Here is a 24,178-nt window from a genome sequence, read left to right as displayed (position 1 = left end):
TTGCGGTCAGCTGATCTGCGACAGGTTGATGGATGCGAGCGGGTCGTGGCTGACGTGCTCCACACTGCTCGACGCGACGAGGAAGAACGACGGCTCGAGCAAGAACGCGAATGGTGCATCCTCGTTCATTGATTCGTTCCATGCGGTGAACGCCTCCTCGCGGTCGTCGCCCGTTGCAACTCGCGCCGTGTCGGCGAGCTTCGCCGTCTCGGGCGCTGCTTCGGCGGGCCAGTGCACGCGCTCTCCGATCAGCTGGCCGGGAGCGAAGACGAGCACGTCGGAGGCGTCAGCCGTGTCCGGCGGCCACGACCAGAGCGCCATTTCGGTCTCGCCATCGACGTAGCGCTGCAGCGACGTCGAGGTCGGGGTCGGATTGAGCTTGACCTTCAGTCCGATGCCCTCGAGCTGCGTCTGTAGGCCCTGCGCCAGGATGTTGTAGTCGATGCCGGCAAGGCGGGTGTAATCGTTTGCGTAGTCGAGCGTGATCTCGGTGCCGGTCTTGCCGGCGTCTGCGAGCAGTTTCTTCGCAGCATTGGGGTCAGACTTCGGCCCCTCGCCCTCGGGCAGTGAGCCCATCATCATCGACGGGATGATGCCGGTCGCCTCCTTTGCGCCGGCGCCGACGAGCGTGCGCAGTGCTTCGTAGTCGATGCCGGTCTTGATCGCCTTGACGACGTCGGGGTCAGCGGTGGGTGCGCCCTCCTTCTGCGAGAGGGCGAGGTAGAGCACCTCCGGCGAAGACGACGACTGCACCTGCAGCGCATCCGACTTCATGCCCTCGGCGATGCGGCCGGGAATATCGAGTGCAATCTGGCTGTCGCCGCCCTCGATGTTCGCCTTTTGCTGCTGGGCGTTGTTGACATTGCGGATCACGATGCGGTCGTACGCCGGAGCCTCGCCCCAGTACTTCTCGTTCTTCACGAGCACGATCTGCGAGTTCGTGTCGTAGCTTTCGAGCGTGTAGGGGCCGCTGCCGACGCCGTTGTTGGGCTTGGTGAAGAGCTGGCCGGCCTTGTCGGTGTCGGCCGCATCGGCGGCGTCGGTGCCACCGGCTGCGCGCACGGTCTCGTCATCGACGATGGCCAGGGGTGGTGCCGTGAGTGTGTGCTCGATGTACGGCGCCGGGTTCTCGGTCTGTAGCTTGACCGTGTGCTCGTCGACCTCTTCGACGGTCACGCCCTCCATACGATAGGCGGGGCTCGCGGCGAGATTCTTGAGACGATTGAGCGAGAACACCACGTCGGCTGCCGTCACGGGGTTCCCGTTTGCGAAGGTCGCGTCGTCGCGAAGCGCAATCGTGAACTCTGTGGCGTCATCGTTGGCTTCGAGCGACTCGGCAAGCAGCGGCTCCGGCTCAGCGACGTTGTCGACGTAGGTGAAGAGCGTCTGGTAGAGGCCACTCGCGGTGATCGCGTCGGTGACCTGGAAAATCGTGGCGGGATCAATCGACTGGGCGGTGAACGCTTGGTCGATAACGAGTGTTCCCGACTTCTCAGGTGCGGCGTCGCCGCCGCCCCCTGAGCCGCTGGAGCAGCCCGTAACGGCAAGTGCGCCGGTGAGCAGCAGTGCGACTCCCACGGCTGCGTTCCGCATCGGCTTAAGTGCCATAACGCGATTCCTTTCAGTGTCTGGATGTCGCGGGCTGCACCTGGTCGAGGCGAGGGCTTGCGGGACCTCATCATCGAAGCTAGTGTCAACCATATCGTGACAACTGCCCATTATTTACGAAGCAGTGAGAGCGATATTACCGGTGATGCGCGCAACGTCAAGGGCGGATTTCAAAATGTGATGTGTTGCTTCGCTTCGCATACGTGGCGCGTAGCTTGCGAACCGGGAGACAAATTCAGAGTTGACGAATGGCGCCGTGGTGGTTAGTTTCTTGTCACGCAATGCGCTACTTTGTCATCAATTAGGTGACAACGAATGGAGAAACCATGAACGAGAGTGTTCCCGAGACCGGTGGCACCGCGCCATTGACCTCGAACCTCAAGATGGTGCGCTTGCTCGAAGAGATCGCGAAGACGAGTGCGCCATTCGGCGTCTCCGAGATGGCGCGCCGCGTCGGCGGCTCCCGGTCGATGGTGCATCGGCAGCTCGTGACGCTCGTCGCGGCCGGTTGGCTGTCGACCGACTCTCAGGGGTCGTACTCCCTGACTTTTTCCCCGGTGCGGCTCGGCCAGGCCGCCCTGCGGCACGCGAGCGTCGACCAGCGCATCGCCGAAGAACTCACCCGGCTGGCCGGTGAACTTGGCGAGGGCACCTCGCTCGGCTCACTCGACGGCGACTCGGTCACGATCGTCGGCCGCGGACTGCCGCCGCGCAACGTGCACGTCTCGCTCGAACACGGGCAGCGGTTCGGCATCGCGGGCAGTGCGCTCGGCTCGGTGCTCGCAAGCTACCTCCCAGACGACGATCTCGACCGGCTGCGTCGCGCAGGCGTGCCGGTGCCGACGCCCAACGAGCGCGCGAAGGTGCGAAGCGAGGGCTACGCGATGCTCGTCGACGACGAGTTTGACCCGATTGAAATCGTTGCCGTGCCCGTGGGCCGCACGCCGGGGCGCGTGCGCTTCGCGCTGTCGGCGCACTGGCCACGCGGACGCACGAAGCCCGACCACGTGATCTCCTCGCTCGAAGCCGGCGCACGTGCCATTGAAGACCTGACCGAACAGAGCGCGGGAATTCTTCTCGCCTGACCCCACCACCACAAAGGAGTGCCGATGACCACCACGCCCCCGAGCGTCGAAGTCCCGCGCCGGATTCTCGACCCCGACCTGTTGCTGCAGCCCACGCGGTTGCAGTCGCTGCCTGCGAGCCGAATTTCGGCGGGGCGCAGCCTGCTCGAGAAAATGCAGCGGGAGTCGTGGACGTTTGAACTCGTGCACTTCGACATCGACGACCGCGCCGAGGGCGAGGCACTGTACCGCGTGCATGCCGGTGCCGGTCGCGTGTTCGACTTTGTGGTGTTCAGCTTCGAGCCGACGCTCGACGGACGCACCGGGCGCATTACCGGCCAGAACTGGGACATGATGGGTGCGCTCATCGAGGGCCCAACGACGGCCGAGGATCGCGCCACCACCCGATCCGAGCTGCCCAAGCTCTACGCCGGTCGCGCCGTGCCGGGAACGCTGACCTGGGCGCGGTCGAACCGCAGCTTCCGCGCGTTTAACCACGCCGTTGATGCGCTCGCCGAGGGCAACCAGCCGGACACCCGCGCGCTCTGGGAGGTCGGGTACCTCATGCGCAATACGGGCCTCGACGGAAACGGCACCTTTTTGACGCGATCGTTCCTCACGCTCGACGCTGAGCACCCGCTGCGCCTCCCGCTGCACGCCCAGTTGCTCTCCGCGTTCATCATGCGCGAGTTCGCGTCCGACCTCGTCGAGGCGATGGCGCGGCACCGTAACCCCGAGGCTGCCGTGCTCGATCGCGAGGTGCGTCGCATGATCGGCATTGGCAACGGCTCCGCGCTCGGCCTGCTGTTCTTCGTGAACACGCACCCCATGCTGATCGGTACCTGGCTTGAGCAGCGCCAGACCCTGCTCGCAGAGGCCACTCAGTTGCCGTTGTCGCTCGGATCAGCCGACACCGCACAGTATCGCGAGCTGCTGCAGCGGGCCGTCGAGTTCACGCGCGTCGACCCGTACGTCTACGCCCGATTCGACGATCCGCACGCCGTCTCCGAACAACTGGTCGACGCCATCGCGACGCTCGACGAACTACTGGAGACCGGTGCCACGAGCGGCGCAGAATTGCTCACCAGACTCGACGGGCAGATCGGTGACGAGGCCTGGGAACTCGTCGCATCGAACCTGCTCGAACTGCTGCCGTACGAGCGCATTGTCGCGTCGATCGAGGTCGGCATTCGCGCCGAGCAGTTCGTTGCCGAGGCAGAGATGACGCTCACGGAACTACGCGAGATTCTTGACCGCGACTACTCCTGGGCGCTGGCAACTGACATGACCGCGCCGGGCGCACGTCACTACGTCTGGTACAAGTCGGCTGACGCCGAGGAACCCCGCCGTGGGCCCGCGACCGAGGTGAATGGCGGCCGCAACTGGGCGCTCGATCTGCCGAGCGATGTGCAGGCCGTCGACGCCGCAATGCGGGCGTTTACGAAGCCCGCGGCGTCTGTGGCGCCTGCGTCTGTGACGTCCTCGGCGCCTGCGTCGTCGGCGTCTGTGGCGTCTGCGTCGCCCGCGAAACAGGGCGGCGATGCGACAGTCGGCGAACTGCTACGCGAGCAGCCGCAGCTGCGCGCCGCGATCGAGCGCATCCAGTCGCTGCGCGACTTCCGCTACCACTCACCGCACATGAACATGTTGAGCGACGAGTTCGTGCCGGTCTCGATCGTGCGTTTCATGAACTCCGCGGTGCACGGCCTGCTGCGCACCGTCGACGAGGGCGACGACCGCAACGTGCTCGGGCTCATCTATCTCGGCGCACCGACCGCCGCCGACCTCAACGAGGGCCTCGAGCTCGAGACTCGCTACCCACAGATGCCCGCGACCACGATCGGAGCCGCACGATGACCACCGAGATGCGGGCATCCGCCCGAGAAATGCGCCACATGGTGGGGCGCTATCTTCACGCCCGCAACTGCCCGGGCTACGCCGTCAACGCCGTGCGCGACGCGATCATGGCCGCGCAGGCGGAGGGGGCCGACGCGGTGAGCGAGATGGAGCGGCTGCACGATCAGTACGACGGCGCCCGCACCAGCTTCGAGGTGATCGCCGCGAACGCCGCGGGTGACCGCGTAGAACTCGACGGGCGCGGCACCCCAGCGCTGCTTCTCGCGCCAGCGCTAATCGACGAGCTCGTGCTCGCGCTCGGCGCAGGCGCCACTGAGGTGCAGATCGTGAATACCCCCGGCGTCTGGCTTTTCGAGTCGCTCGGGGACTACGCGGCGGTGCGCGGCGTCGCCTTCGATTTCAGGCGAGCTGCGCACGGCGATGGGACGGGCGAAGATGGGGCGATCCTGATCCCGCGCCGGATCGCGAAAACTCCCGTGCACCCCGCCGAATCGGCCGCCGGGCCCGCGATGCGGCGCATTCTGCTCGACGGATATGTGATGGATGCGGATCAGTTCTGGCGGCTGTTCCACGAGTCGAACGAGGCGCTGACGCCCGACTCGGAGCTGTCGCGTCGGCACGCGGGATCGCAGCTGTATGACGAGGATGGCAATCTGCTCGGCGAGGTCAGCGAGGAGACCTATCTGCACCTGCGCCGGGACGAGAGCGATCCGGAGCGGGCGGTGCTCGCGTGAGCGGGGCGCCAGTCAGTGCTGCCGCGGGTGCTGTGCCAGTGAGTGCTGCGCCCGTGGGTGCTGCCGAGAGTGCTGCCGCGCGCGGTGCAGTGATCGATGGCCTGCAGTGCGGCCGCTACGATCGCGCGGTGCTTGAGCAGCTGCGCGACGGGGGCGTGCGCGCCGTCACGATCACCGCCTCTTTCTGGGAGGACGCGCTCGAGACGATGGACGTGCTGACCACGTGGAACGACATCGTGCGTGAGCACGGCGACGTCGCGCTCATCGCCCGGCGCGGAGCCGACATTGACGAGGCCGTCGCTTCGAATCGCGTGGCGATCGTGCTCGGCACGCAGAATTCGTCGCTCTTTAACGACCGCATCGGGTTCATTGAGCACTTCTGGAACCTCGGCGTGCGCGTGGTGCAACTGACCTACAACATTCAAAACGCGATCGGATCCTCCTGCTACGAGCCGGTGGACACTGGGCTGTCGCGCTTCGGCCACGAGGTCGTCGACGAGATGAATCGCGTCGGCATGCTCGTCGACCTGTCGCACGTCGGCGAGCGCACGTCGCTCGAGGCGATTGAGGCGTCGACCCGGCCCGTCGCGATTAACCACGCGAACGCGCGCTCAATCTACGATCACGCCCGTAATAAGGGGGACGACGTATTGCGCGCCCTTGTCGCCGGAGGCGGCGTGCTCGGCGTCTGCACCTACAACAACATCGCGGGTGAGTACGCGGCGACGCTCGACGGATCGGCCGAACTCATCGCGAAGCACGTCGAGTTGCTCGGCGTGGATCACGTAGCGTATGGATCCGACCTTGATCCGAATTCGCCGGCTGATAATCTCGCCTGGATGCGCAATGGACGGTGGAGTCGTCGCGTGCAGCTCGGGGCCTCACGCCCCGACATCGCACCGCCGCCAGCGGCATGGATAGACAACTTCGATTTTCACAAGTTCGGCGAGGTTCGCGACCGCACGGTCGAGCGCGGCCTGCTGACGGCAGAGGAGGCACATCAAGTGTTCTACGGCAACTGGAAGCGACTGTACGACGAGGGATTCGAGCCGAAGGGGGCGCGGGCATGAGCGGCAACATTCAGCGTTTTCCGGCCGAGTCGGGCGGGGCGCTCTCGTCTGACGTCACCGTGATCGGCAATACGGCGTACACGACCGTGATCCCCGTCGATGCAGACGGTGAGCTCGTCGAGGGCATCACGGCGCAGTCCGAGGCCGTCATTGATGCGCTCGTCACGGATCTGGGGAAGGTTGGCGCCGGGCTCGGCGACATCGCGCATCTCACGATCTATCTCTGCGACATCGCGAACACTCGCGCGGCGTTCAACGAGGTTTACGCGCGCCGCTTCGGCGACGTCGTGCCCGTGCGCTGCGCCGTGGGCGTCGCCGCCCTCGCTCGCCCGACCATGCTGGTCGAGCTGACGGCGATAGCGGCGGTCCCGACCCGCTAGGGCGGCCCGCCCGGGCTCGCCCGGGGCTCGCCGCGGGCCCCGGGCCCCGGGCTCGCCCCGGGCCCCGCGGCTGGAGGCGACAGAAACTCCGCTTCTCAGCGCGTTTTAGGCGGACTTTCTGTCGCCCCCGACGGGGCCCGCGAGTGGAGGCGACAGAAACTCCGTTCATAGCGGCGTTTTAGGCGGAGTTTCTGTTGCCTCGAGGGCGAGTCGCGGCGCCCGCCGCGCCGCGCCGCCGCACCGCGGCGCAAGCGCGTGGGAAGATGGGGGCATGCACGAACGAGCGGGAGCGCCTGCGGGCGCGCAAGATCTGATCGACGTCGACGAGCTGCTCGCGGCCTACTTCGATGTGGTGCCCGATCCGTCGGTCACGGCGCAGCGGGTCGTCTTTGGTACGTCGGGCCATCGCGGGTCGGCGCTGAGCGCGTCCTTCAACGAGGCCCACATCGCCGCCATCAGCGCGGCCATCGCCGAGTACCGGGCGGCGCAGGGCATCACCGGCCCGCTGTTCATCGGCGCCGACACGCACGCGCTCTCCGCCCCCGCCCAGCAGACCGCTATCGAGGTGCTGCTCGCCGCGGGCGTGCGCGTACTCGCCCCGGCGGGCGAGGGCGACGCGGCCTTCGTACCGACCCCCGCTCTGAGCCACGCGATCCTGCGCCACAATCGTGATCTCGCGGCTGATGACCCGGCCCGCGCCGACGGCATCGTCGTAACGCCGAGCCACAACCCGCCCCGCGACGGCGGTTTCAAGTACAACCCGCCCCACGGCGGCCCCGCCGACGGCGACGCGACCGGGTGGATCGCAGCCCGCGCGAACGAGCTCCTCGAAGCAGGCACAGAGATCCCGCGCGCGAGCGCGCAGGCCGCCGAGGGCGTTGAGCGCTTCGACTTCCTCAGCGCATACGTCGACACGATCGGCGAGGCGATCGACCTCGAGGCGATCCGCACGGCGAAGGTGCCGCTCGCCGTGCACCCGCTGGGAGGAGCGAGCGTCGCTTACTGGGAGGCGATCCGCGACCGTCTCGACATTGATCTCACGGTGCTCGGGCCGGGCGTCGATCCGCGCTGGGAGTTCATGCACCTCGACTGGGACGGCAAGATCCGCATGGATCCCTCGTCGGCGCACGTGATGTCGACGGTCGATGCGTTCCGCGGCCCGTTCGCCATCATCACTGGCAATGACGCCGACGCTGATCGCCACGGCATCGTGACCGCCGACGGCCTCATGAACCCGAACCACTACCTCGCCGTCGCGATCGATTACCTGCTCGCGCACCGCCCCGACTGGTCGGCGCAGGCTGGCATCGGCAAGACGCTCGTCTCGTCGGGCATCATCGACCGCGTCGTTGCCGCGCACGGCCGCGAACTGCTTGAGGTGCCGGTTGGGTTCAAGTGGTTCGTGCCCGGCCTCGCCGACGGCAGCGTGGTGTTCGGCGGCGAAGAGAGCGCGGGGGCGTCGTTCCTCTGCTTCGACGGCAGCGCGTGGAGCACCGACAAAGACGGCATCCTGCTTGCACTGCTCGCGGCCGAGATTTTGGCGGTCACGGGTCAGTCGCCGTCAGAGCGCTACCGCGAGCTGACCGAGAAATTTGGCGAACCGGCGTACGCCCGCATCGACGCCGCTGCCACTCCAGAGCAGAAGGCGCGCCTCGGCGCGCTCGCGCCGCAAGACGTCACTGACACGGAACTCGCGGGGGATCGCATCACCGCCATTCTCACCGAAGCTCCGGGCAATGGCGCGCCGATCGGTGGCCTCAAGGTGCAGACCGAGCACGCGTGGTTTGCCGCCCGACCGTCGGGCACCGAAGACGTGATGAAAATCTACGCGGAGTCATTCCGCGGCGCCGATCACCTCGCCGAGGTGCAGGCGGCGGCGCAGGCGCTCGTGGGTCGAGTGCTCGAGGGCTGACACGCCGCGGGTGCCGGATCGCGGCCCGTTCGCGCGCGGCCCGCGCCGCCCGCAAGGGCCGGTATTCTGTGGTGCATGTCGCAGAGCCCCGAGACCCCCCGCCGATACTCCTATTTGGGGCCGGCGGGAACGTTTACCGAGGCCGCGCTGAAGCAGGTGCCCGAGGCCGCGGGTCACGAGTGGAACCCGGTCGACAACCTGGGTGAGGCGCTCAACGATGTCGTGACCGGCGCGAGCAGCGCCGCGATGATCGCGATTGAGAACTCGATCGACGGCGGCGTGACGGTGGCGCAAGACGCGCTCGCGACGATCCCGGGTCTGCGCATTGTGGGCGAGTATCTCGTGCCGGTGCGCTTCGTGCTCGTCGCGAAGCGCGGCACCGCGCTCGCCGATGTGCAGGTCGTCTCTGGCCACCCGGTCGCCTACGCCCAGTGCCGAGCCTGGCTCGACGGGGTCGCGCCGTCTCACCGGCACTTGGTCGCGACGTCCAATGTGCAGGCCGCGGCCGATCTCTTTGATCCCGAAAAGGGCATCGACGCGGCGATCGCGCCCCCGGGCATCGAGCAGCACTACGACGTCGAGGTGCTCGCCGAGGGCATCGCCGAGAACCCCGACGCCGTGACGCGGTTCGTGCTCGTCAGCCGCAGCGTGCCGGTGGGGGAGCCGACGGGCGCAGACAAGACCTCACTCATCGTCGAGCTGCCCGAGGACCGCCCGGGCGCGCTGCTCGACCTGCTTGAGCAGTTCGCGGCGCGCGGCGTGAACCTGACGCTGCTCGCGTCGCGCCCGATCGGCGACCGCATGGGACGCTACCGCTTCGTGATCGACGCCGAGGGGCACGTGAAAGACGAGCGCGTCGCCGACGCCCTGCTCGGCGTGAAGCGGTTCAGCCCGAAGGTGACCTTCCTGGGGTCGTATCCGCGTGCCGATCGCGTGACCGCGACGATCCGCGATGTGCACGACGACGACACGTTCCGCGACGCCCGCGACTGGCTGCGCGGTGTCATCGAGGGCACGCGCGACGGCGAAGCCTAGCGGCCTGGGGACCCGTGGCGCGGCAGTTAGAGCCCGACGCGCCACTCCGGCAACACGCGCACGATGAGCGCGCCCGGGTCGACCTCGCCGCTCACCGTCAGCGCGTACCCGAAGTCGTCGCCGTCGAGCTGCACCGGTTCGGGCGTCGCCACCGCGAGTGCGTAGCGCTCGGCCCGTAAGTAGGTGACGCTGCGGGTGTCGCGCACGAGGTCGATGATCTTGCGACCGGCGCGGGATCGGCGCAGCACGCCGTTCTCCCACCCGATCTTGCGCCAGATGCGCAACCACGAGAAGGGCCCCAGCGGGTGCAACGCGACGACGTCGAGCTTGCCGTCGTCAAGTTTCGCCTCGGGGATGAGGAGCACCCCGCCCGGCATCAGCCCGCAGTTGCCGATCATCACCGTGAACACCGACAGCGGCTTCACCGGCGAGCGATCGATCGAGTAGTGAATTTGCAGCGGCCGGTCCTTGATGATGGTGCGCACGCCAGCGTCGACGTAGGCGAGCCAGCCGAGCCGCTTCTTGAGCGTCGACTTCGTCGCCGAGATGGCGCGCGCGTCGAGGCCCATGCCGGCGAGCACGAGAAACACGTGTTCGGTCTCTGATTCGTCCTCGCGCACGATGCGCACGATGCCGAGATCGATCGCGCGGTTGCTGCCGGTGAAGGCGGCGCGCACGACGTCGTCAACCTTGGTGAGGGGTGCGCCGAGGTTGCGGGCCAGCAGATTGCCGGTGCCCTGGGGGATGACGGCGAGCGGGATCCCGGTGCCTCGGAGGGCCTCAGAAACCGCGCGGATCGTGCCGTCGCCGCCGCTCGCAAGCACCACGTTGGCGCCGTCGGCGATCGCCTGCCGCGTCGCCGCGACGCCCGCGTCTTCGGCCGCAGTCTCGTACCAGCGGCTGGCGCCCCAGCCAGCGGTCTGCTCCCGGTGGGCGACGGCGGTCTTGAGCGCCGCGACATCCGTCTTTAACGGGTGATACACGACTGCCGCGCACGGGATGTGGTGCGCGGTGGGAGCTGGCATGCGTCCAGCGTAGTGCCGGGCAGGCAATCCGGGGCTGTGCGCCGGTAAGCTGGGGAGCGTGATCGATCCAGTCTTCCTCCGCAACGATCCCGATGCCGTGAAGCGCTCGCAGCGCGCCCGAGGTAACGATGAGGCGGTGGTTGATCAGGCGCTCGCCGCAGACGCGAGCCGTCGCGCCGCGCTCGGCGAATTCGAGTCGCTGCGCGCCGAGCAGAACGAGTTCGGCAAGCGCGTGAAGTCCGCCTCGAAAGAGGAGAAGCCGGCGCTCATCGCCCAGGCGCAGCAGCTCGCTGCGTCGGTGAAGGCGGCTGATGCGCGCGCGAAGGAGGCCGAGGCCGAGTTCGACGCGATTTCGCTGCGCATCGAGAACCTCGTGATCGAGGGCGTGCCCGCGGGCGGCGAAGAGAACTTCGTCACCCTGCGCGAGGTCGGCGAGCAGCCGACGTTCGACTTTGAGCCCCGTGACCACCTCGAGCTCGGCGAGCTGCTCGGCGCGATCGACATGGAGCGCGGCGCGAAGGTGTCGGGCGCTCGCTTCTACTTCTTGCGCGGTATCGGCGCACGGCTCGAGCTCGCACTCATGAACATGGCGCTTGACCGCGCTCTCACGCACGGCTTCATTCCGCTGATCACGCCGACGCTCGTGAAGCCCGAGATTATGCAGGGCACGGGGTTCCTCGGCGAGCACGCCGACGAGGTGTACCACCTGCCGGCCCAAGACCTGTTCTTGACCGGCACGAGCGAGGTCGCACTCGCCGGGTACCACTCCAACGAGATCGTCGACATCGCGGACGGCCCGATCCGCTATGCGGGCTGGTCGACCTGCTACCGCAGCGAGGCGGGGTCGCACGGCAAAGACACCCGCGGCATTTTGCGCGTGCACCAGTTCAACAAGCTGGAGATGTTCGTCTACACCGACCCGGCAGACGCCGAGGCCGAGCACGACCGCCTGGTGAGCTACCAGGAAGAGATGCTGCAGGCGCTCGGCCTGCACTACCGCGTGATCGACGTTGCGGCCGGCGACCTCGGCTCAAGCGCCGCGCGCAAGTTCGACATCGAGGCCTGGGTACCGACGCAAGACGCGTACCGCGAGCTGACCTCCACCAGCAACTGTACGACGTACCAGTCGCGTCGCCTCGCGACGCGCTATCGCACGGAGAGCGGCAAGACCGCGGCCGTCGCGACGCTGAACGGCACGCTCGCGACCACCCGCTGGATCGTCGCGATTCTCGAAACGCATCAGCGTGCGGACGGCAGCGTGACCGTTCCCGAGGCGCTGCGCCCGTACCTGGGCGGGCTCGAAGTGCTGACGCCGATCGTGGGGGCATAGCCCGTGACGACAGCGAACCGGGTCCCCGCAGCTGACCGCCACCTCATCGCGCTCGATCTCGACGGCACCGTGCTCAATCACGGTTTCGGCGAGGGCGCCGGTGACGACGCCGCAGGCGGGCACATCGACGCTGAGCTCGCCGCCGCCATCCGCACCCTGCACGAAATCGGCCACGAGGTCGTCATTGCCACGGGGCGCTCGGTAGACGCCACGCTGCCGATCGTCGAGCGGCTCGGGATCCGCCCGGAGTGGGTGGTGTCGGCGAACGGCGCGGTGACGCTGCGCCGCGATCCGCTCGCGCACCGCGCGTACCGACGTGAGTTCGTCGAGGCGTTTGATCCGAGTCTCGCGCTGCAGAAGATTCGCACGCGGCTCGTGTCGGCGCGATTTGCGGTTGAGCTTGCCGACGGCGGGTTCCTCTACACCGAGCACATTCCGACCGGCACGCTGCCAGCGAAGCAGCGTCGGGTGCCGTTTGAGGAGTTGCTCGGCGTGCAGGCCTCGCGCGTCGTCGTGGTCTCACCCGATCACCGCCTCGAGGAGTTCCTCGACGTCGTCAGCACACTCGGTTTGACGCACGTGTCGTACTCGGTCGGCAGCACCTCGTGGCTCGATATCGCGCCCGATGGCGTGACGAAGGCGAGCGCGCTCGAGGTCGTCGCGTCGCACCTCGGCATTGGTGCCTCGAAGGTGTTTGCGGCCGGCGACGGACGCAACGACATCGAAATGCTGCAGTGGGCCGCGAAGCAGGGCGACGCGGTGGCGATGGGGCAGGCCGTGCCCGATGTGCAGGCCGTAGCCAGCCGCGTCACGGGAACGATCGACGAGGTGGGCCTGCTGGCCGCACTGCGCGATCGCTTCCCCGTGCTGCGCTAGGTTACGGGCCGGTTGCGACCGGCAGTTCGGCGTGGTTCGACCACTGTGACCACGACCCCGGGAAGAGCGCGGCGTCGTAGCCCGCGAGCGCGAGCGCGACAACCGTGTGCGACGCGGTGATTCCCGATCCGCAATACGCGGCGACCCCTGAATCGTCCGTGACACCCGCGCCCGCGAACCGCTCGCGCAGCGCCGCACCGTCGAGGAATCGCCCCGTCCCATCGAGATTGCCCGTCGTTGGCGCGCTGCGCGCCCCCGGAATGTGGCCTGCGCGGGGGTCGATCGGCTCCGTCTCGCCGGTGAACCGTTCGGAGGCGCGGGCGTCGAGCAGCGTGCCGCCCGACGCGACGAACTCCGCGACATCGGCGAGATCGAGGGTGGCCAGCTGCCCCGGATCGAGGGTGACGTCGCCCGGGGTGGGCGCCGAGGCCCCGGTTTCGAGCGGATACCCGGCGGCGGCCCACGCTGGAAGCGCCCCATCGAGCAGCCGCACGCGCTCGAACCCGGCATTGCGCAGCAGCCACCAGACGCGGGCCGCGGCAAGGTTGCCCCCGCCGTCGTAGGCGACGACCTGATCCTGCTCCCGGAGACCCCAGGATCGAGCGGCGGCCTGGAACTGCGCGGTGTGGGGGAGCGGGTGGCGCCCGTCGCGCGGGTCGTGGGCGGCTTGGGCGTTTCCGTGCCGGGCGAGTTCGGTGTCGAGGTCGACGTAGACCGCGCCCGGAATGTGGCCCTCGGCGAATGCCGCCCTGCCGACGGGCTGCGGCAACGACCAGCGCACGTCGAGCAGGCGCGTGCGCGGGGCTGCGGCGGGGAGCGGGGGTTCGGTGGGAAGCGTGGGTTCGGTGTGCAGCGCGCGCTCCGTGCGCAGCTGTTCTGCGAGGGACTCGGCCGTGATGAGAATCGAGTCGCGGTCGGTAGGCACGTTCTGCGTCATGCTTCGGACTGTAGTGCGGCTCGCGAGCTGCCGCTAGCTGTGTGGCAGTGCGTCGGTGCGGCATTGCGGCATTGCGGCAGTGCGGTGCTTTCGGGCCGAGTAACCCGAGTGGGCGGAGGAGCCCGCGCAATTTGCTAAGCTCTTCGGCGGAGGGTTGTCCGAGCGGCCGAAGGAACTTGTCTTGAAAACAAGCACTGGGTAACCCCCAGTCAGGGGTTCAAATCCCCTACCCTCCGCCACGAACACACGTGATCCCCGACCGGAAGCCGGTCGGGGATCACGTGTTTACGCCAGCGGGTGCGGCGCCATGCCGCCGGCTTCTGGGTGTTCGTCGAGGTACTCGTCTTCTTCTGGCTTCGGGTCGCGGGCGTCGGCGTAGGTGAAGCAGAGCGATGCGATTGCGAAGGCGAACGCCAAGATTCCGAGGGGATTGCAGAGCGCGAGCGACATCTCCGACGAGAATGAGGACCCGGCTGCCAGGCTCAGAACGGAGACGAGGTCGTCGCCCACGCGATCCGGAACCGTCAGCCCAAACCCGATGGCACTGAGCCACGCCAGAATCAGCGTGACGATCGTGCTGCGGCCTGTGCGGCGGCCGCGTGCGGTTGTCACGGCGAGGCGGCGCGACTGCCAGATCTGCAGCCAAGCGAACACCAACCCGATCGTCGGCAGATACCACCACGTCAGGCTGCCGCCGATGCCAAACGGCCACCGCCCGACGGCCATCCACAACGCCAACACCACTCCGACGATCGCTACGACGCGGCTCCGCACACCTGCTCCTCTGATCAACTATTCGCACCCCGCACGAGACCCGCCCGGGGTGCACCCTCCTAGCCAACCAGATTTCACATTGGGTCGCGAACAGTGCTATTCTCGAACGGTTGTCATCGCAAGGTGGCCACGCCCCGATAGCTCAGTGGTAGAGCACTTCCATGGTAAGGAAGGGGTCCCGGGTTCAAATCCCGGTCGGGGCTCCGGCTTGTTTCTCCCTCGGGAGTTATGGCTGAGTAGCTCAGCTGGTTAGAGCGCACGACTCATAATCGTGAGGTCGCGGGATCGAGCCCCGCCTCAGCTACGACAAGCCGCTACAGAACCCCTGGTTTCTCCGGGGGTTTTGTTGTTTCTGGTTCCCATCGCCCGGTTCGCGCGGCGTCGTGGTTATCGAAGACATCGGAGGGTTCGACGGAACCGGAAACGAGCAAGCGCTCGGTTCCCGCCTGAAGCTCCTTCGCCGCAGTGAACTCACAACGATTGTCGAAGGCGAAAACGCAACCCTTGGCACCGTTTGGGAACTCGTAAGCCCGTTGCGCGGAGCGCGCTGGGCGATCGCGCTGCAGCCCGACGCAAACGATACGCCGAGTATCTTCACAACGCCCTTCACCCGCGCGAAGCGAGCAGAGTATCCGCCCGGTCGCGGTTTCTTGGTCGAGGTGGCCGCCTGCGCGGGATACACGTCGGCCTCGAGGACTCACCCGACCCCACCCCGATCCGCTGACCACGAGGGTTCTCGCCGAACGCGAGGGTTAATTGAGCGCAATACCCCTCCGTTTCACGGGGAACCCTCGTGGTCGGCGGGGTTGGCTCGGCCACGCCTCGTGATCCGAATAGCTCGCGCCGCCGCCGTCGATGAGCCCCACCGGGAAGGCCCCAAGCGCCCAGCGGGTTTGGGTCACACCTAGCTACTCCTCCGGCCCCCACACCCGACGCTCTCGATGCGCGAACTCGGCGAATCCAATGGGGTCGCGGCCGAGTACCGTTCGTGCCGTGTCGGTGAGGCCCGCGGCCATGCCGAATCGTGCGGTCGTGTAGATCGCTGCCGTGACCATCACCATGCCCCACGGCAGGCCGAGCTGTCGGCGAGCGTGGCGCAGGTACCGAAGCAATCCGGGTCGGTTGTAGGCGATATTGCGGCCGAGCTCGCGGCTCAAGATCTCTGCGATACGCGCATACCCGAGGGCCTCGTTGCCCGTCACGGTCAGTGCGGTGTTTCGGTAGTCGTCGGGATTCAGGATCGCCACGGCGGCGACCGCCCCCACGTCTTCGGCATCCACGAACGCTGTCGCGCCTCGGCCGGCCGGGACGACGATCTCATTGCGATCCCGAACGTCACTGACGTGAACGGTCGAGAGATTCTGGTGAAAGAAGGATGCCCGCACGAACGTCCAAGCCGCGCCTGATTCACGAAGCCACGCCTCGATGGCAGCGTGCGGAACAACGCGATTCTTCTCCGCTCCCTGCAGCGACAGAAAGACGATCTGCGTGATGCCCAACTTGCGTGCGTACTCAAGCGCGGGGATCATCTCGCGTTTCGGTTTGCCCAGCTGCGGCGGGCGCATGAGGAACATCTGCTCGACGCCGGTAAACGCGTCATGCCACGTCGATTCGTCGGTGAAGTCCAGGGCGACCGCTTCGACCCGATCCCCAAAGGCGCGTCGCACTGACTCGGTCGTGCGACCGGCCGCGCGCACGCTGCGCCCAGCCGTGAGTAACTGCTCAACCACGACCCGCCCGGTGTTGCCGGTCGCCCCGGTCACCAATACGGCCGGCTCACCCACCGCCCTACTCCATCCCGGGAAGCCGGTATCCGTCTTCGTCGGTCCACGGAATGTCGAAATCGTCCATGTGCACGTGCCACTCGGCGTCGGGCACGAGCCGACGGAGCTCGGTCAGCGCGTCGCACCAGTAGAGCAGCGCCTCAATCGCGTCGTCGTCAGCACTGAGTTTGGTTGAGCCTTCGAGAACGGTCTCGGGGGAGTCGGCATCGGCGGCGTAGAAGTCGAGTCCTTCGTATGCGAAGGGGAAGTCGTCGTTGCGCTGCTGCACGAGCGCGTCGACTCGCGAGCGCTCCTCGCCTGAAAGCGGGGTAGCGCGAGCAGCTGAGTAATAAATCGATGTCGACATGTTTCGAATCGTACTCGCACACGGCGCCGTGCACGCACTCAACCGACTGCCACTCAGCCAGCTGCCACCCACCCAGCGCTCGCGTCAATCCCCATGCCAAAACGCGACCGCTGGGCGATGCTCAAGATGTGAGGGTAGGAGGAGACATGCCGAACAACAGCAACCGCAAGAGCGTCATGGCGATCCCGTTCTGGGCGTGGATGACCATCATCGTCGTTGGGCTCGCAATCATGATCACCCTGCCTCTGATGGGCCGGTGAACACGATGCGTCACTACATCCGCGACATGGGGCTTAGCCTGGTCTTTCTCGTCATCTTCATCGTGACGCTCATCGGTCAGTCGATCGCGGGCTTCGCCTTCACGAATGAAGAGCTGATGCATCACGGTCAGCCGACGGTGAGCTACACCCACTTCATTACGTCGTCGGACTTCCTCGTTGACGTCGCCGAAAACTGGCAGTCGGAGTTTCTGCAGTTCTTCCTGTTCATCCTGGCGACCATCTGGTTTATTCAGCGAGGGTCGCCCGAATCGAAGCGACCGGGCGATGAGGGGGTGGGCAGTGACGCGGATCAGTTCATCGGTCGGCACGCGAAACCTGATTCCCCGCGCTGGGCGAAGGCGCGGGGCGTGCGCCTGTGGGTGTATTCCAACTCGCTCCTCATCGTGATGGGCACCGTGTTTCTGCTGTCGTGGTTCGCACAGTCGCTCGCCGGGCACATCGTCGCGAACGAGCAGAATGCAATGCACGGACTGCCGCCCGACACCTGGTTGGACTACGCACTGTCCGCCGAATTCTGGAACCGTACCCTGCAGAACTGGCAGTCCGAGTTCTTGGCCGTCGGCGCTATGGTCGCCTTCTCCGTCTACCTGCGCCAGCGCGGCTCAAGCGAATCGAAACCGGTCGGAACCCCGCATCACACGAGCAGCGAGGAATCGGAGTAGCTGAACCGCCGCCGACCCCGCCATGAAATGCCGAAACCCCCGGCCATGCCGGGGGTTTCGGTGTGTCACCCGCGATGCGCGAGGCACAACGGGTGTCACATAATAAGCGTCGAACGCTACTGCTTGAACGCGTCCTTCGCCTTCTCAGCGGCCTGCTTGGCGTCGGCCTTGACCTGGTCGGCCTTGCCCTCTGCCTCAAGCCTCTCGTTACCGGAAACCTTGCCCGCGGCCTCCTTCGCCTTGCCGGCGAGCTCTTCCGCAGTGTTCTTGATCTTGTCGTCGAGTCCCATGGGGTTCCCCTTTCGGTTGTCGGACTGAGCGCCTGCGGTGTCGTTTGCACGATCCGCAGCTACGCTGGCGTTCACTCGCACAACCCTGAATCTCGGGATCACGCGGTCAACGCTAAATTTATAACACATTATCTTTGCAATCCGCTGGGTATTCGGTGCATCAAGCGTTCTGGCAGGAACGGCCATAGATCAGATCTATGCTGAAGTGAGACCGGTTTGACGTGAGGAATCCGACATGAACAGTAGTGACGTATCGCAGGCGGGGAGCACCCCGGAGGCGAAAGGGTACCGCCCGACCGGCCGCCGCGAGACGAAACCGCCGGCGGCTTCGACGGTGTATCTCGAGCCCGGCGCACTCGTGCCGAGCGCAACATCCGCAACGCGCATGGGGCTCGAACACACGACGGAGCCCTTCTCGTACGACGCGATCTTGCTCTCCGGGTTCGGCGGGCCCGAGGGGCAAGACGATGTGCTTCCGTTCTTGCGCAACGTCACGAGGGGTCGCGGGATCCCGGACGAGCGACTTGAAGAGGTTGCTCACCACTACCGGCACTTTGACGGAGTGAGCCCGATCAACGACCACAACCGCGGATTGCTCGCCGCCCTGCGCTCCGCGCTCGCTGAGGTCGGCCTCGACTTGCCGGTCTACTGGGGCAATCGCAACTGGGCGCCGTACCTCGACGAGGCGCTCGAACAGGCCGCGGCGGATGGCGTGCGCACCATACTGGCTATTCCGACGAGCGCCTACTCTTCGTACTCGTCATGCCGTCAGTACCGCGAAGACTGGGCTGACGCGCTTGAAGCGACAGGCCTCGCCGGCAAGCTCAGCATCGACAAGGTGCGTCAATTCTTCTCGCACCCCGGATTCCTGCAGCCGTTCGTCGAGGGCGTGCGCGCGGGCGTCCTCGAGGCGATTGCGGCGGGCAACGACGCGGACGCGGTCGAAATCATGTTCGCGACGCACAGTATCCCGACGGCTGACGCCGAGCTTTCGGGCGCCGGATTGTTCACCGACACCGAGGGCGGCGGCTACGCAGCCCAGCACCTCGCCGCCGCGACCGAGATCATCGCGCAGGCCGCTCCGGGCACTTCGTGGCAGCTGGTGTACCAGTCGCGCTCGGGCCCCCCGTCGCAGCCGTGGCTTGAGCCCGACATCAATGATGCGATCAACGAGCTTGAGGGGCGCACCGCTGTGGTGATCGTGCCGCTCGGCTTTGTGAGCGACCACATGGAGGTCATGTGGGACCTCGACGAAGAGGCGACAGAAACGGCTACCGAGCGCGGCCTGTGGGTGACGCGCGTGCCGACCCCCGGCGTGCACCCGGCGTTCGTCGGAGCTCTCGTCGATCTCGTGCAGGAGCGCATTGAGGGCCGCCCAGTCGAGCAGCGCGCCAGCGCAACGACGATTGGCGCGTGGTTCGACGTCTGCCGCCCCGGCTGCTGCGAAAATCCGCGCCTCGGCTTCAAGCCGGCGATCGCGGGCCTCCAGCCGTAGGTGGACCGCGCGGCGCCGAGCACCGCCTGGCGCGCCTGGCCGCTGCTGCTGCGGCTGCTGCTGATCCGAGCAACGCCGAGTCCCTCTCACATCGACGAGCCCCTCCCGAAATAGCGTTCAATCGGGAGGGGCTCGGCGTTTGTATAGGGGCTCGGCGCGGTGCCCGCCGACGCGGGCGAGCTCGGCGCAACGCGGCGCCGCTCAGCCGAAGAGCATGCCCGTGGCGACGTAAGCGCCAGCGGCGACGGTGAGTGCCGTGGGCACAATGATGGCGGTGAAGGTCTTGGGGTTCCGCATCGAGCGCTTGGTGTCAGTCATGGTGCTCCTGTCGGTGTCGGGCATGCGCGTCGAAACGACGCGTGTGCCGGGCGAACCGCAAAATTAACAGCCGAGCCTGAGTAAAAAATGTAACGACGAGATAACTCTGGACTCTATTTAACTTAAAATTAAAGTCATTTTCTTACTTGAATCGGCGTGTCGTGAGCATTTCGCCGCGTGTGCTGGAACGCTACCGATGGAGTCGGTGACGGCGACTTCGCAGTCGCGTGCCTAGTCGAGGCGCGTGAGAACGATCAGCGGATCGCCGAAGGATCATCGGCGAGCCGTATGACTGGGGGGCCAGGCATGCAATATCCGATCAGTCCGAGCGAGCTCGCCGAAGAGTTGGGTCATACTCCCGGGGTACACCCGGGGCATCGCGTGCGCAAGTTTTTGCGCAACCGCTATCCCGACCATCCCAACAATCAGCCGTGGAAGCTCGATAAGACAATGGCCGATGCCGTGCGTGCGCACTTCGAGGTGCGAAACCACTTCGATCGTCGAGCCGGCCGCCGGCCACGATTGCTCGACCGCTAACGGATCATCGTATCCGCGAGCATTGCTCACGGCGATCGGCTAACGGCAATCGGCTAACCGACAACGGCCCGCAGCGCCCGCACCGCCCCCAGCGCCCTAGGCGACGCCGTCGAGCGCCGCGGTCAGCGTTGCGAGCACGCGAATCGTGGTGGCCGCATCTGCGTCGGAGACACCGTTCGCGGCAGCGATGAGCGCGGCGTGGTGCTCCTCGAACGCGGCGTCGACCTCACTGACAGCGACACCGGTCGGTTTCAGAAACCGAGCGCGGCGATCGGTCGGGTGCGGGTCGCGCGTCACGAGAGACTTCTTGACGAGACGGTCGATCACGTTTGTGACGTTCGCGCTCGAGGTCTTGAGCATGGTGATCAGGTCTTTGGGGCTGATTGGCTGCCCGCTGCGATCAGCCTGCACGATGTACCGCAGCGCCCGCAGGTCTTGACTGTGGAGTCCGGAGTGATCGAGCGAGCGAGCCTCTTGGCGCTGCTGCGCCCCGCGCAACTGCTGCATGGCCGAAATCAGGGTGCGGGCGGTGTCGGTAATCGGCTCAGCGGAGTACAGATGCTCCTCTTCGCTGCTGACGATGTTCTTCACGACACTTCCTTACCGCGTGTTCCGGGCCCCCTGGTCATTTTAGACAGTTTTTTGGTCAGAACCCGACAGGTACAGAAGCTGAAGGCTTATTCCTGAGCGCCCGAGCGCACCTTGAACCAAAACATGAGTTCGCGGGCCGCGCGCGCCGTGATGAGGTCATCGTCGCCGCGCTGCAGATCAGCGAACGTGTCGCGGAACCCTGCGGGGGGTCGCTGCTCGGTGTTGCGCATGCGCTCGTACCCCATCGTCCAGCTTGAGAACTGTCGCTCCGAGATCCGATCCTCGATCAGTACGCGCACATCGCGGTGTCGCTGGTCTGCTCGAATGGACGCCATCAGCGCATCGATGTGATCTTCGCTTCCCTCCAGAAACTGAATGAAGCTGCCACCGCGGTACGACAGCATGCCCGTGATGCCGAGCAAGCTGTTGCGCATGCGCGCCTGCTGCAGCAAGGCGTCGAGTTGTGTATCGTCGAACGGCTGCACCGCGGTGCTCGAATACACGAGCGATTTCAGCGGCGCCGACGCCGGCGCCGACGCGCCCTCTGCCGCAACGCCCTCGTTCACTTCATCGCGCATGTTGATCCGCTCCAGTCGTGTCGGGCACTGCCGTTTCGGCGGCCGTGCGAGGGGCATCCCGCAGCGCCGTCATTGCGGCGTCGAGCTCCGCGAAGTGCCCGATGGGCCGCGAATACTGATCGCAGACCGCGTAGCCGCCGGTTGCCTCGACATCGATGAATCCGAGAAACTCGCCGTCACGGCTGGCCACAAAGAAATCGTCTTCGATTCTTGCCCAGGTGATCGCTCCGGGGAGTTCGCTCCCGCTGACACTCATTGCTTGCCTTTCGAAAATGCCATCAACATGAGGCCGCACAGGACGCAGAGGGGCGAAGGTGATCGGACGACCTAGTGCGTCCGGCCCAATCGTATCGCGGGCGGTCACGAAAGATGGAGGGGTTGGGGGTGGTGAGGTTGAGGCGAGCGCGATAGCGTCGCACATAGATAAGAGAACGCGACGGGCGAAAATGTCACAAATGAGTTGTTGGGGTGGGCGGCGGGCGTGACCAACGCGAGTGCGGCGTGGCGAGGCGATATCCGAGAGGTCGGAGACGCCATTATCGTCGCGCGTGCAATAGACCAAGATCCGCAGGCGTTCCGGGAAATCGTGCGCCGCTACGGACCCCTCATGCGAGCGTATGTAGCGCGTTTGCTCGGCTCGCAGTCGGACGCCGACGACGTGGTGCAAAACGCGCTCGTGGTGGCATGGCGAAAGCTCGACACGCTTCGCGATCCGGCGGCACTGCGGCCGTGGTTGATGCGCGTCGCTAGCCACGAGGCGACCGCGGTGCTGCGCCACCGCAAACCGCAGCTCCCCATTGACCTTGTCCCAGAGACAGCGGCCCCCGGCGCTGGCCCTGATCGCGTAGCGATGCGCAACGCCCAGTTCGCCGCGCTGTCGCAGGCGCTCGACGCGCTCCCCGAGGCGCAGCGGCAGTGCTGGCTGCTGCGAGAGATGGCGGGGCTGAAGTACGAAGAAATTGGAAGCGAGCTCGGCATCTCAGCGAGTACGGTGCGCGGGCAGCTTGCTCGCGCGCGAGCGAGCATCATGGTGAGTATGGAGGGATGGCGATGAGCGAGAACGACGCACTCGAGTGCGGTCGAACACTCGAAGACGTGAGTGCCGCCCTCGACGCGGGCACGGGGAACAGCGATCCCCACATGTCGCGGTGTCCGTACTGCCAGAACGCACTCGCCCTCCTCGCGGCGCCGGGTGGATTTACGCGCGCCCTCCTCGAGGCCGACGCCGAATCGCTACCGGAGCCGCCCGCAAGCTGGCTCGCGGGCATTATGGATTCGATCACGCGCGAGCTGCGGTCGGGGCGGTCGTTGCCGATCGCTCACCCGGATCCGCAGGTTGAGGTGCGCATTGACGAGGGAGCAGTGAAGGCGCTCCTCAGATCGGTTGGCGATTCGGTCGACGGCGTGGTCATTGGCTCCGTTGCGCTGACCGGTGATGTCGAAGAGCCTGGCGCACCGGTGGGCATCGCGTTCACCATCAGCGTCGCGTGGCCGCGCACGATTCCCGCGGCGACGGCAGCACTGCGCGAAGCCGTGGAACGAGCGGTGCGCCAGCACACCGAGCTCAACGTCACGAGCATCGATATCACCGTCGTCGATATGCACGGGTTCGGACCGAAGGGAGACCAGTCATGACTCGCGTTGATACGGAGCCGCAGGCGGCAGACGAGCCGGAACGGACCGACGGCGTCGACGCGGCTGCGGTCGCGGCTGTCACAGCACTGCCCGGCGTCGCCGCGGTGTACCCTCCCCGCAACGCTGTCGCAGCTGCCGCCGACGGAATTAAACGCGCGCTCGCCGCAGACGATCCGGTCGAGGTTGACGTACTGATCGCCACCTCGGGTGATGCCGTGAGCCCCGATGTCGCGCGGTCGGCAGCCGATGAGCTGCGTCGCACCACGGACGGCGTCGTGCGCGTGCGAATCGCGCGCATCGCCGATTGACGCTGGCGGACTGACCCGGTGGCGCGATTCACTCGTCCCCTGCGCGCGCTCGCGTGGTGGATCGCCGACTACGCGTACGCGGTGCGGTGGCAGGCGGTAGCGATTTTGGGCCGCTCTGGGTCGCGAGATTTTCTGTCCGGTTCCGGATCACCCGTCGTTGTGCTGCCCGGCGTGTATGAGTCGTGGCGGTTCATGTTGCCCCTCGTCCGTGAGTTGCACGGCCGTGGGCACCCCGTGCACGTGCTTGACCCGCTGCGAGACAACAGAATGCCGGTAGCCGAGGGGTCCGCGCTCGTGGACAATTACCTTGCTTCCGCCGGGCTCTCCGAGGTCGTGCTCGTCGCGCACAGCAAGGGCGGGCTCATCGGGAAGCACGTGATGACCTTCGGTCAACAGGCCGATCGAGTGCGCGCGATGGTCGCGATTGCGGCCCCGTTCGGAGGATCGCGTTACGCGCGCTACCTGCCCGGCCGCACGCTGCGGGCGTTTTCGCCGGTCGACCCGACTATCGCTCTGCTCGCGGAGGCGCCCCGGGTGAACGCCAGCATTGTGTCTGTGTATGCGGCGTTCGATCCGCACATTCCGGGCGGCAGCGAACTGGTCGGAGCGCGCAACGTGCGCATCGACACGGGCGGGCACTTTCGTATTCTCGCGCATGTCAAGACCGTCGCGGTGGTGCGCGAAGTCGCCGATCATGGAGCGTAGCTGCAGCGAAGCGATTGTCGGAGACGATGGTCGTTCGAGCGGCGAC

The 24,178-nt window shown here is 66.4% G+C and carries 26 protein-coding genes and 3 tRNA genes; 19 read left to right on the top strand and 10 right to left on the bottom strand.

All coding sequences use genetic code 11. From position 1 onward, the window contains the following. Nucleotides 1–6 precede the first annotated feature (6 nt). Nucleotides 7–1,608, bottom strand: coding sequence for an ABC transporter substrate-binding protein (locus ACFWHR_RS14405; RefSeq protein ID WP_382449003.1), 1,602 nt, complete (start codon nt 1,606–1,608; stop codon nt 7–9). A gap of 326 nt (nt 1,609–1,934) precedes the next feature. Between ACFWHR_RS14405 and ACFWHR_RS14400 the strand changes: the two genes are divergently transcribed. The 7 genes from ACFWHR_RS14400 (at nt 1,935) to pheA (ending at nt 9,660) form a co-directional block, all read left to right on the top strand. Beyond that, a complete protein-coding gene (locus ACFWHR_RS14400; RefSeq protein ID WP_382449002.1) occupies nt 1,935–2,693 on the top strand; it encodes an IclR family transcriptional regulator in 759 nt (252 codons plus the stop codon). 24 nt (nt 2,694–2,717) lie between these two features. After that, nucleotides 2,718–4,529, top strand: coding sequence for a hypothetical protein (locus ACFWHR_RS14395; RefSeq protein ID WP_382449001.1), 1,812 nt, complete (start codon nt 2,718–2,720; stop codon nt 4,527–4,529). Next, nucleotides 4,526–5,263, top strand: coding sequence for a hypothetical protein (locus tag ACFWHR_RS14390; RefSeq protein ID WP_382449000.1), 738 nt, complete (start codon nt 4,526–4,528; stop codon nt 5,261–5,263). Before ACFWHR_RS14395 ends, ACFWHR_RS14390 begins: the two co-directional genes overlap by 4 nt. Continuing rightward, nucleotides 5,260–6,333 carry a dipeptidase gene (locus ACFWHR_RS14385; RefSeq protein ID WP_382448999.1) on the top strand — a complete coding sequence of 358 codons (1,074 nt, stop codon included), beginning with the start codon at nt 5,260–5,262 and terminating at the stop codon, nt 6,331–6,333. The genes ACFWHR_RS14390 and ACFWHR_RS14385 overlap by 4 nt, the downstream gene beginning before the upstream one ends. Beyond that, a complete protein-coding gene (locus ACFWHR_RS14380) occupies nt 6,330–6,713 on the top strand; it encodes a RidA family protein (RefSeq protein WP_382448998.1) in 384 nt (127 codons plus the stop codon). Before ACFWHR_RS14385 ends, ACFWHR_RS14380 begins: the two co-directional genes overlap by 4 nt. A 271-nt stretch (nt 6,714–6,984) precedes the next feature. Then, nucleotides 6,985–8,625 carry a phosphoglucomutase (alpha-D-glucose-1,6-bisphosphate-dependent) gene (gene pgm / locus ACFWHR_RS14375; protein ID WP_382448997.1) on the top strand — a complete coding sequence of 547 codons (1,641 nt, stop codon included), beginning with the start codon at nt 6,985–6,987 and terminating at the stop codon, nt 8,623–8,625. A 75-nt stretch (nt 8,626–8,700) separates the two neighbouring features. After that, on the top strand, nt 8,701–9,660 hold the full coding sequence (pheA, locus tag ACFWHR_RS14370) for a prephenate dehydratase (protein WP_382448996.1): 960 nt from the start codon (nt 8,701–8,703) through the stop codon (nt 9,658–9,660). Nucleotides 9,661–9,686: 26 nt separating this feature from the next. Here pheA and ACFWHR_RS14365 read toward each other — a convergent pair whose 3' ends face one another. Beyond that, entirely contained in the window at nt 9,687–10,685 is a 999-nt protein-coding gene (locus tag ACFWHR_RS14365) for a diacylglycerol/lipid kinase family protein (protein WP_382448995.1), read from the bottom strand. A gap of 58 nt (nt 10,686–10,743) precedes the next feature. Here ACFWHR_RS14365 and serS point away from each other — a divergent pair, with 58 nt between their 5' ends. Together serS and ACFWHR_RS14355 are read left to right on the top strand one after the other, a co-directional pair. Continuing rightward, entirely contained in the window at nt 10,744–12,015 is a 1,272-nt protein-coding gene (serS, locus tag ACFWHR_RS14360; protein ID WP_382448994.1) for a serine--tRNA ligase, read from the top strand. A 3-nt stretch (nt 12,016–12,018) separates the two neighbouring features. Next, complete coding sequence (locus ACFWHR_RS14355; RefSeq protein WP_382448993.1) at nt 12,019–12,891, top strand: HAD family hydrolase; 873 nt, start codon at nt 12,019–12,021, stop codon at nt 12,889–12,891. Between the two features lies 1 nt (nt 12,892). Here the strand turns inward: ACFWHR_RS14355 and ACFWHR_RS14350 are convergent, their stop codons facing one another. Then, nucleotides 12,893–13,828: a sulfurtransferase gene (locus tag ACFWHR_RS14350; RefSeq protein WP_382448992.1), complete on the bottom strand. Its 936-nt coding sequence runs from the start codon at nt 13,826–13,828 to the stop codon at nt 12,893–12,895. Between the two features lie 148 nt (nt 13,829–13,976). Here ACFWHR_RS14350 and ACFWHR_RS14345 point away from each other — a divergent pair. Continuing rightward, nucleotides 13,977–14,067 (top strand) — tRNA-Ser (locus ACFWHR_RS14345). A gap of 46 nt (nt 14,068–14,113) precedes the next feature. On the opposite strand, the gene ACFWHR_RS14340 is transcribed toward ACFWHR_RS14345, so the two are convergent. Further along, a complete protein-coding gene (locus ACFWHR_RS14340; protein WP_382448991.1) occupies nt 14,114–14,602 on the bottom strand; it encodes a hypothetical protein in 489 nt (162 codons plus the stop codon). Between the two features lie 131 nt (nt 14,603–14,733). Between ACFWHR_RS14340 and ACFWHR_RS14335 the strand changes: the two genes are divergently transcribed. Both ACFWHR_RS14335 and ACFWHR_RS14330 read left to right on the top strand, forming a co-directional pair. Beyond that, nucleotides 14,734–14,805 (top strand) — tRNA-Thr (locus ACFWHR_RS14335). A gap of 27 nt (nt 14,806–14,832) precedes the next feature. Then, a tRNA-Met gene (locus ACFWHR_RS14330) sits at nt 14,833–14,906 on the top strand. Nucleotides 14,907–15,510: 604 nt separating this feature from the next. Here ACFWHR_RS14330 and ACFWHR_RS14325 read toward each other — a convergent pair. After that, nucleotides 15,511–16,386 (bottom strand): NmrA family NAD(P)-binding protein, encoded by an 876-nt coding sequence (locus ACFWHR_RS14325; RefSeq protein WP_382448990.1) that lies wholly within the window; start codon nt 16,384–16,386, stop codon nt 15,511–15,513. A 4-nt stretch (nt 16,387–16,390) separates the two neighbouring features. Then, nucleotides 16,391–16,732, bottom strand: coding sequence for a hypothetical protein (locus ACFWHR_RS14320; protein ID WP_382448989.1), 342 nt, complete (start codon nt 16,730–16,732; stop codon nt 16,391–16,393). A 265-nt stretch (nt 16,733–16,997) separates the two neighbouring features. Between ACFWHR_RS14320 and ACFWHR_RS14315 the strand changes: the two genes are divergently transcribed. Beyond that, entirely contained in the window at nt 16,998–17,675 is a 678-nt protein-coding gene (locus tag ACFWHR_RS14315) for a DUF6766 family protein (protein ID WP_382449188.1), read from the top strand. Between the two features lie 116 nt (nt 17,676–17,791). On the opposite strand, the gene ACFWHR_RS14310 is transcribed toward ACFWHR_RS14315, so the two are convergent. Next, nucleotides 17,792–17,965: a CsbD family protein gene (locus ACFWHR_RS14310; RefSeq protein ID WP_382448988.1), complete on the bottom strand. Its 174-nt coding sequence runs from the start codon at nt 17,963–17,965 to the stop codon at nt 17,792–17,794. 235 nt (nt 17,966–18,200) lie between these two features. Here ACFWHR_RS14310 and ACFWHR_RS14305 point away from each other — a divergent pair, with 235 nt between their 5' ends. Next, nucleotides 18,201–19,460, top strand: a complete 1,260-nt coding sequence (locus ACFWHR_RS14305; RefSeq protein ID WP_382448987.1) for a ferrochelatase — start codon at nt 18,201–18,203, stop codon at nt 19,458–19,460. A 624-nt stretch (nt 19,461–20,084) separates the two neighbouring features. Continuing rightward, complete coding sequence (locus ACFWHR_RS14300) at nt 20,085–20,315, top strand: hypothetical protein (protein ID WP_382448986.1); 231 nt, start codon at nt 20,085–20,087, stop codon at nt 20,313–20,315. A 96-nt stretch (nt 20,316–20,411) separates the two neighbouring features. On the opposite strand, the gene ACFWHR_RS14295 is transcribed toward ACFWHR_RS14300, so the two are convergent. The 3 genes from ACFWHR_RS14295 to ACFWHR_RS14285 all read right to left on the bottom strand — a co-directional run bounded on the left by ACFWHR_RS14295 (nt 20,412) and on the right by ACFWHR_RS14285 (nt 21,740). Further along, complete coding sequence (locus ACFWHR_RS14295) at nt 20,412–20,906, bottom strand: MarR family winged helix-turn-helix transcriptional regulator (RefSeq protein ID WP_382448985.1); 495 nt, start codon at nt 20,904–20,906, stop codon at nt 20,412–20,414. Nucleotides 20,907–20,992: 86 nt separating this feature from the next. Further along, nucleotides 20,993–21,484 (bottom strand): BLUF domain-containing protein, encoded by a 492-nt coding sequence (locus ACFWHR_RS14290; protein ID WP_382448984.1) that lies wholly within the window; start codon nt 21,482–21,484, stop codon nt 20,993–20,995. Then, nucleotides 21,474–21,740, bottom strand: a complete 267-nt coding sequence (locus tag ACFWHR_RS14285; RefSeq protein WP_382448983.1) for a hypothetical protein — start codon at nt 21,738–21,740, stop codon at nt 21,474–21,476. Before ACFWHR_RS14285 ends, ACFWHR_RS14290 begins: the two co-directional genes overlap by 11 nt. 225 nt (nt 21,741–21,965) lie before the next feature. On the opposite strand from ACFWHR_RS14285, the gene ACFWHR_RS14280 reads away from it, so the two are divergent. From ACFWHR_RS14280 to ACFWHR_RS14265, 4 genes are read left to right on the top strand one after another with little or no spacing between them, the layout of a single operon-like run. Next, on the top strand, nt 21,966–22,538 hold the full coding sequence (locus tag ACFWHR_RS14280; protein ID WP_382448982.1) for an RNA polymerase sigma factor: 573 nt from the start codon (nt 21,966–21,968) through the stop codon (nt 22,536–22,538). After that, the gene (locus tag ACFWHR_RS14275; protein WP_382448981.1) at nt 22,535–23,119 is read left to right on the top strand and encodes an Asp23/Gls24 family envelope stress response protein; all 585 of its coding nucleotides are present in this window, start codon (nt 22,535–22,537) and stop codon (nt 23,117–23,119) included. Before ACFWHR_RS14280 ends, ACFWHR_RS14275 begins: the two co-directional genes overlap by 4 nt. Then, nucleotides 23,116–23,427 carry a hypothetical protein gene (locus ACFWHR_RS14270; protein WP_382448980.1) on the top strand — a complete coding sequence of 104 codons (312 nt, stop codon included), beginning with the start codon at nt 23,116–23,118 and terminating at the stop codon, nt 23,425–23,427. Before ACFWHR_RS14275 ends, ACFWHR_RS14270 begins: the two co-directional genes overlap by 4 nt. Before the next feature lie 18 nt (nt 23,428–23,445). Next, nucleotides 23,446–24,132, top strand: coding sequence for an esterase/lipase family protein (locus ACFWHR_RS14265; protein ID WP_382448979.1), 687 nt, complete (start codon nt 23,446–23,448; stop codon nt 24,130–24,132). Nucleotides 24,133–24,178: the final 46 nt, after the last annotated feature.

Source organism: Leucobacter sp. NPDC058333, from assembly GCF_042726155.1.
GTDB lineage: Bacteria > Actinomycetota > Actinomycetes > Actinomycetales > Microbacteriaceae > Leucobacter.
Note: the sequence above shows the minus strand (reverse complement) of the source record. Positions and strands in the feature narration are given on the sequence as shown.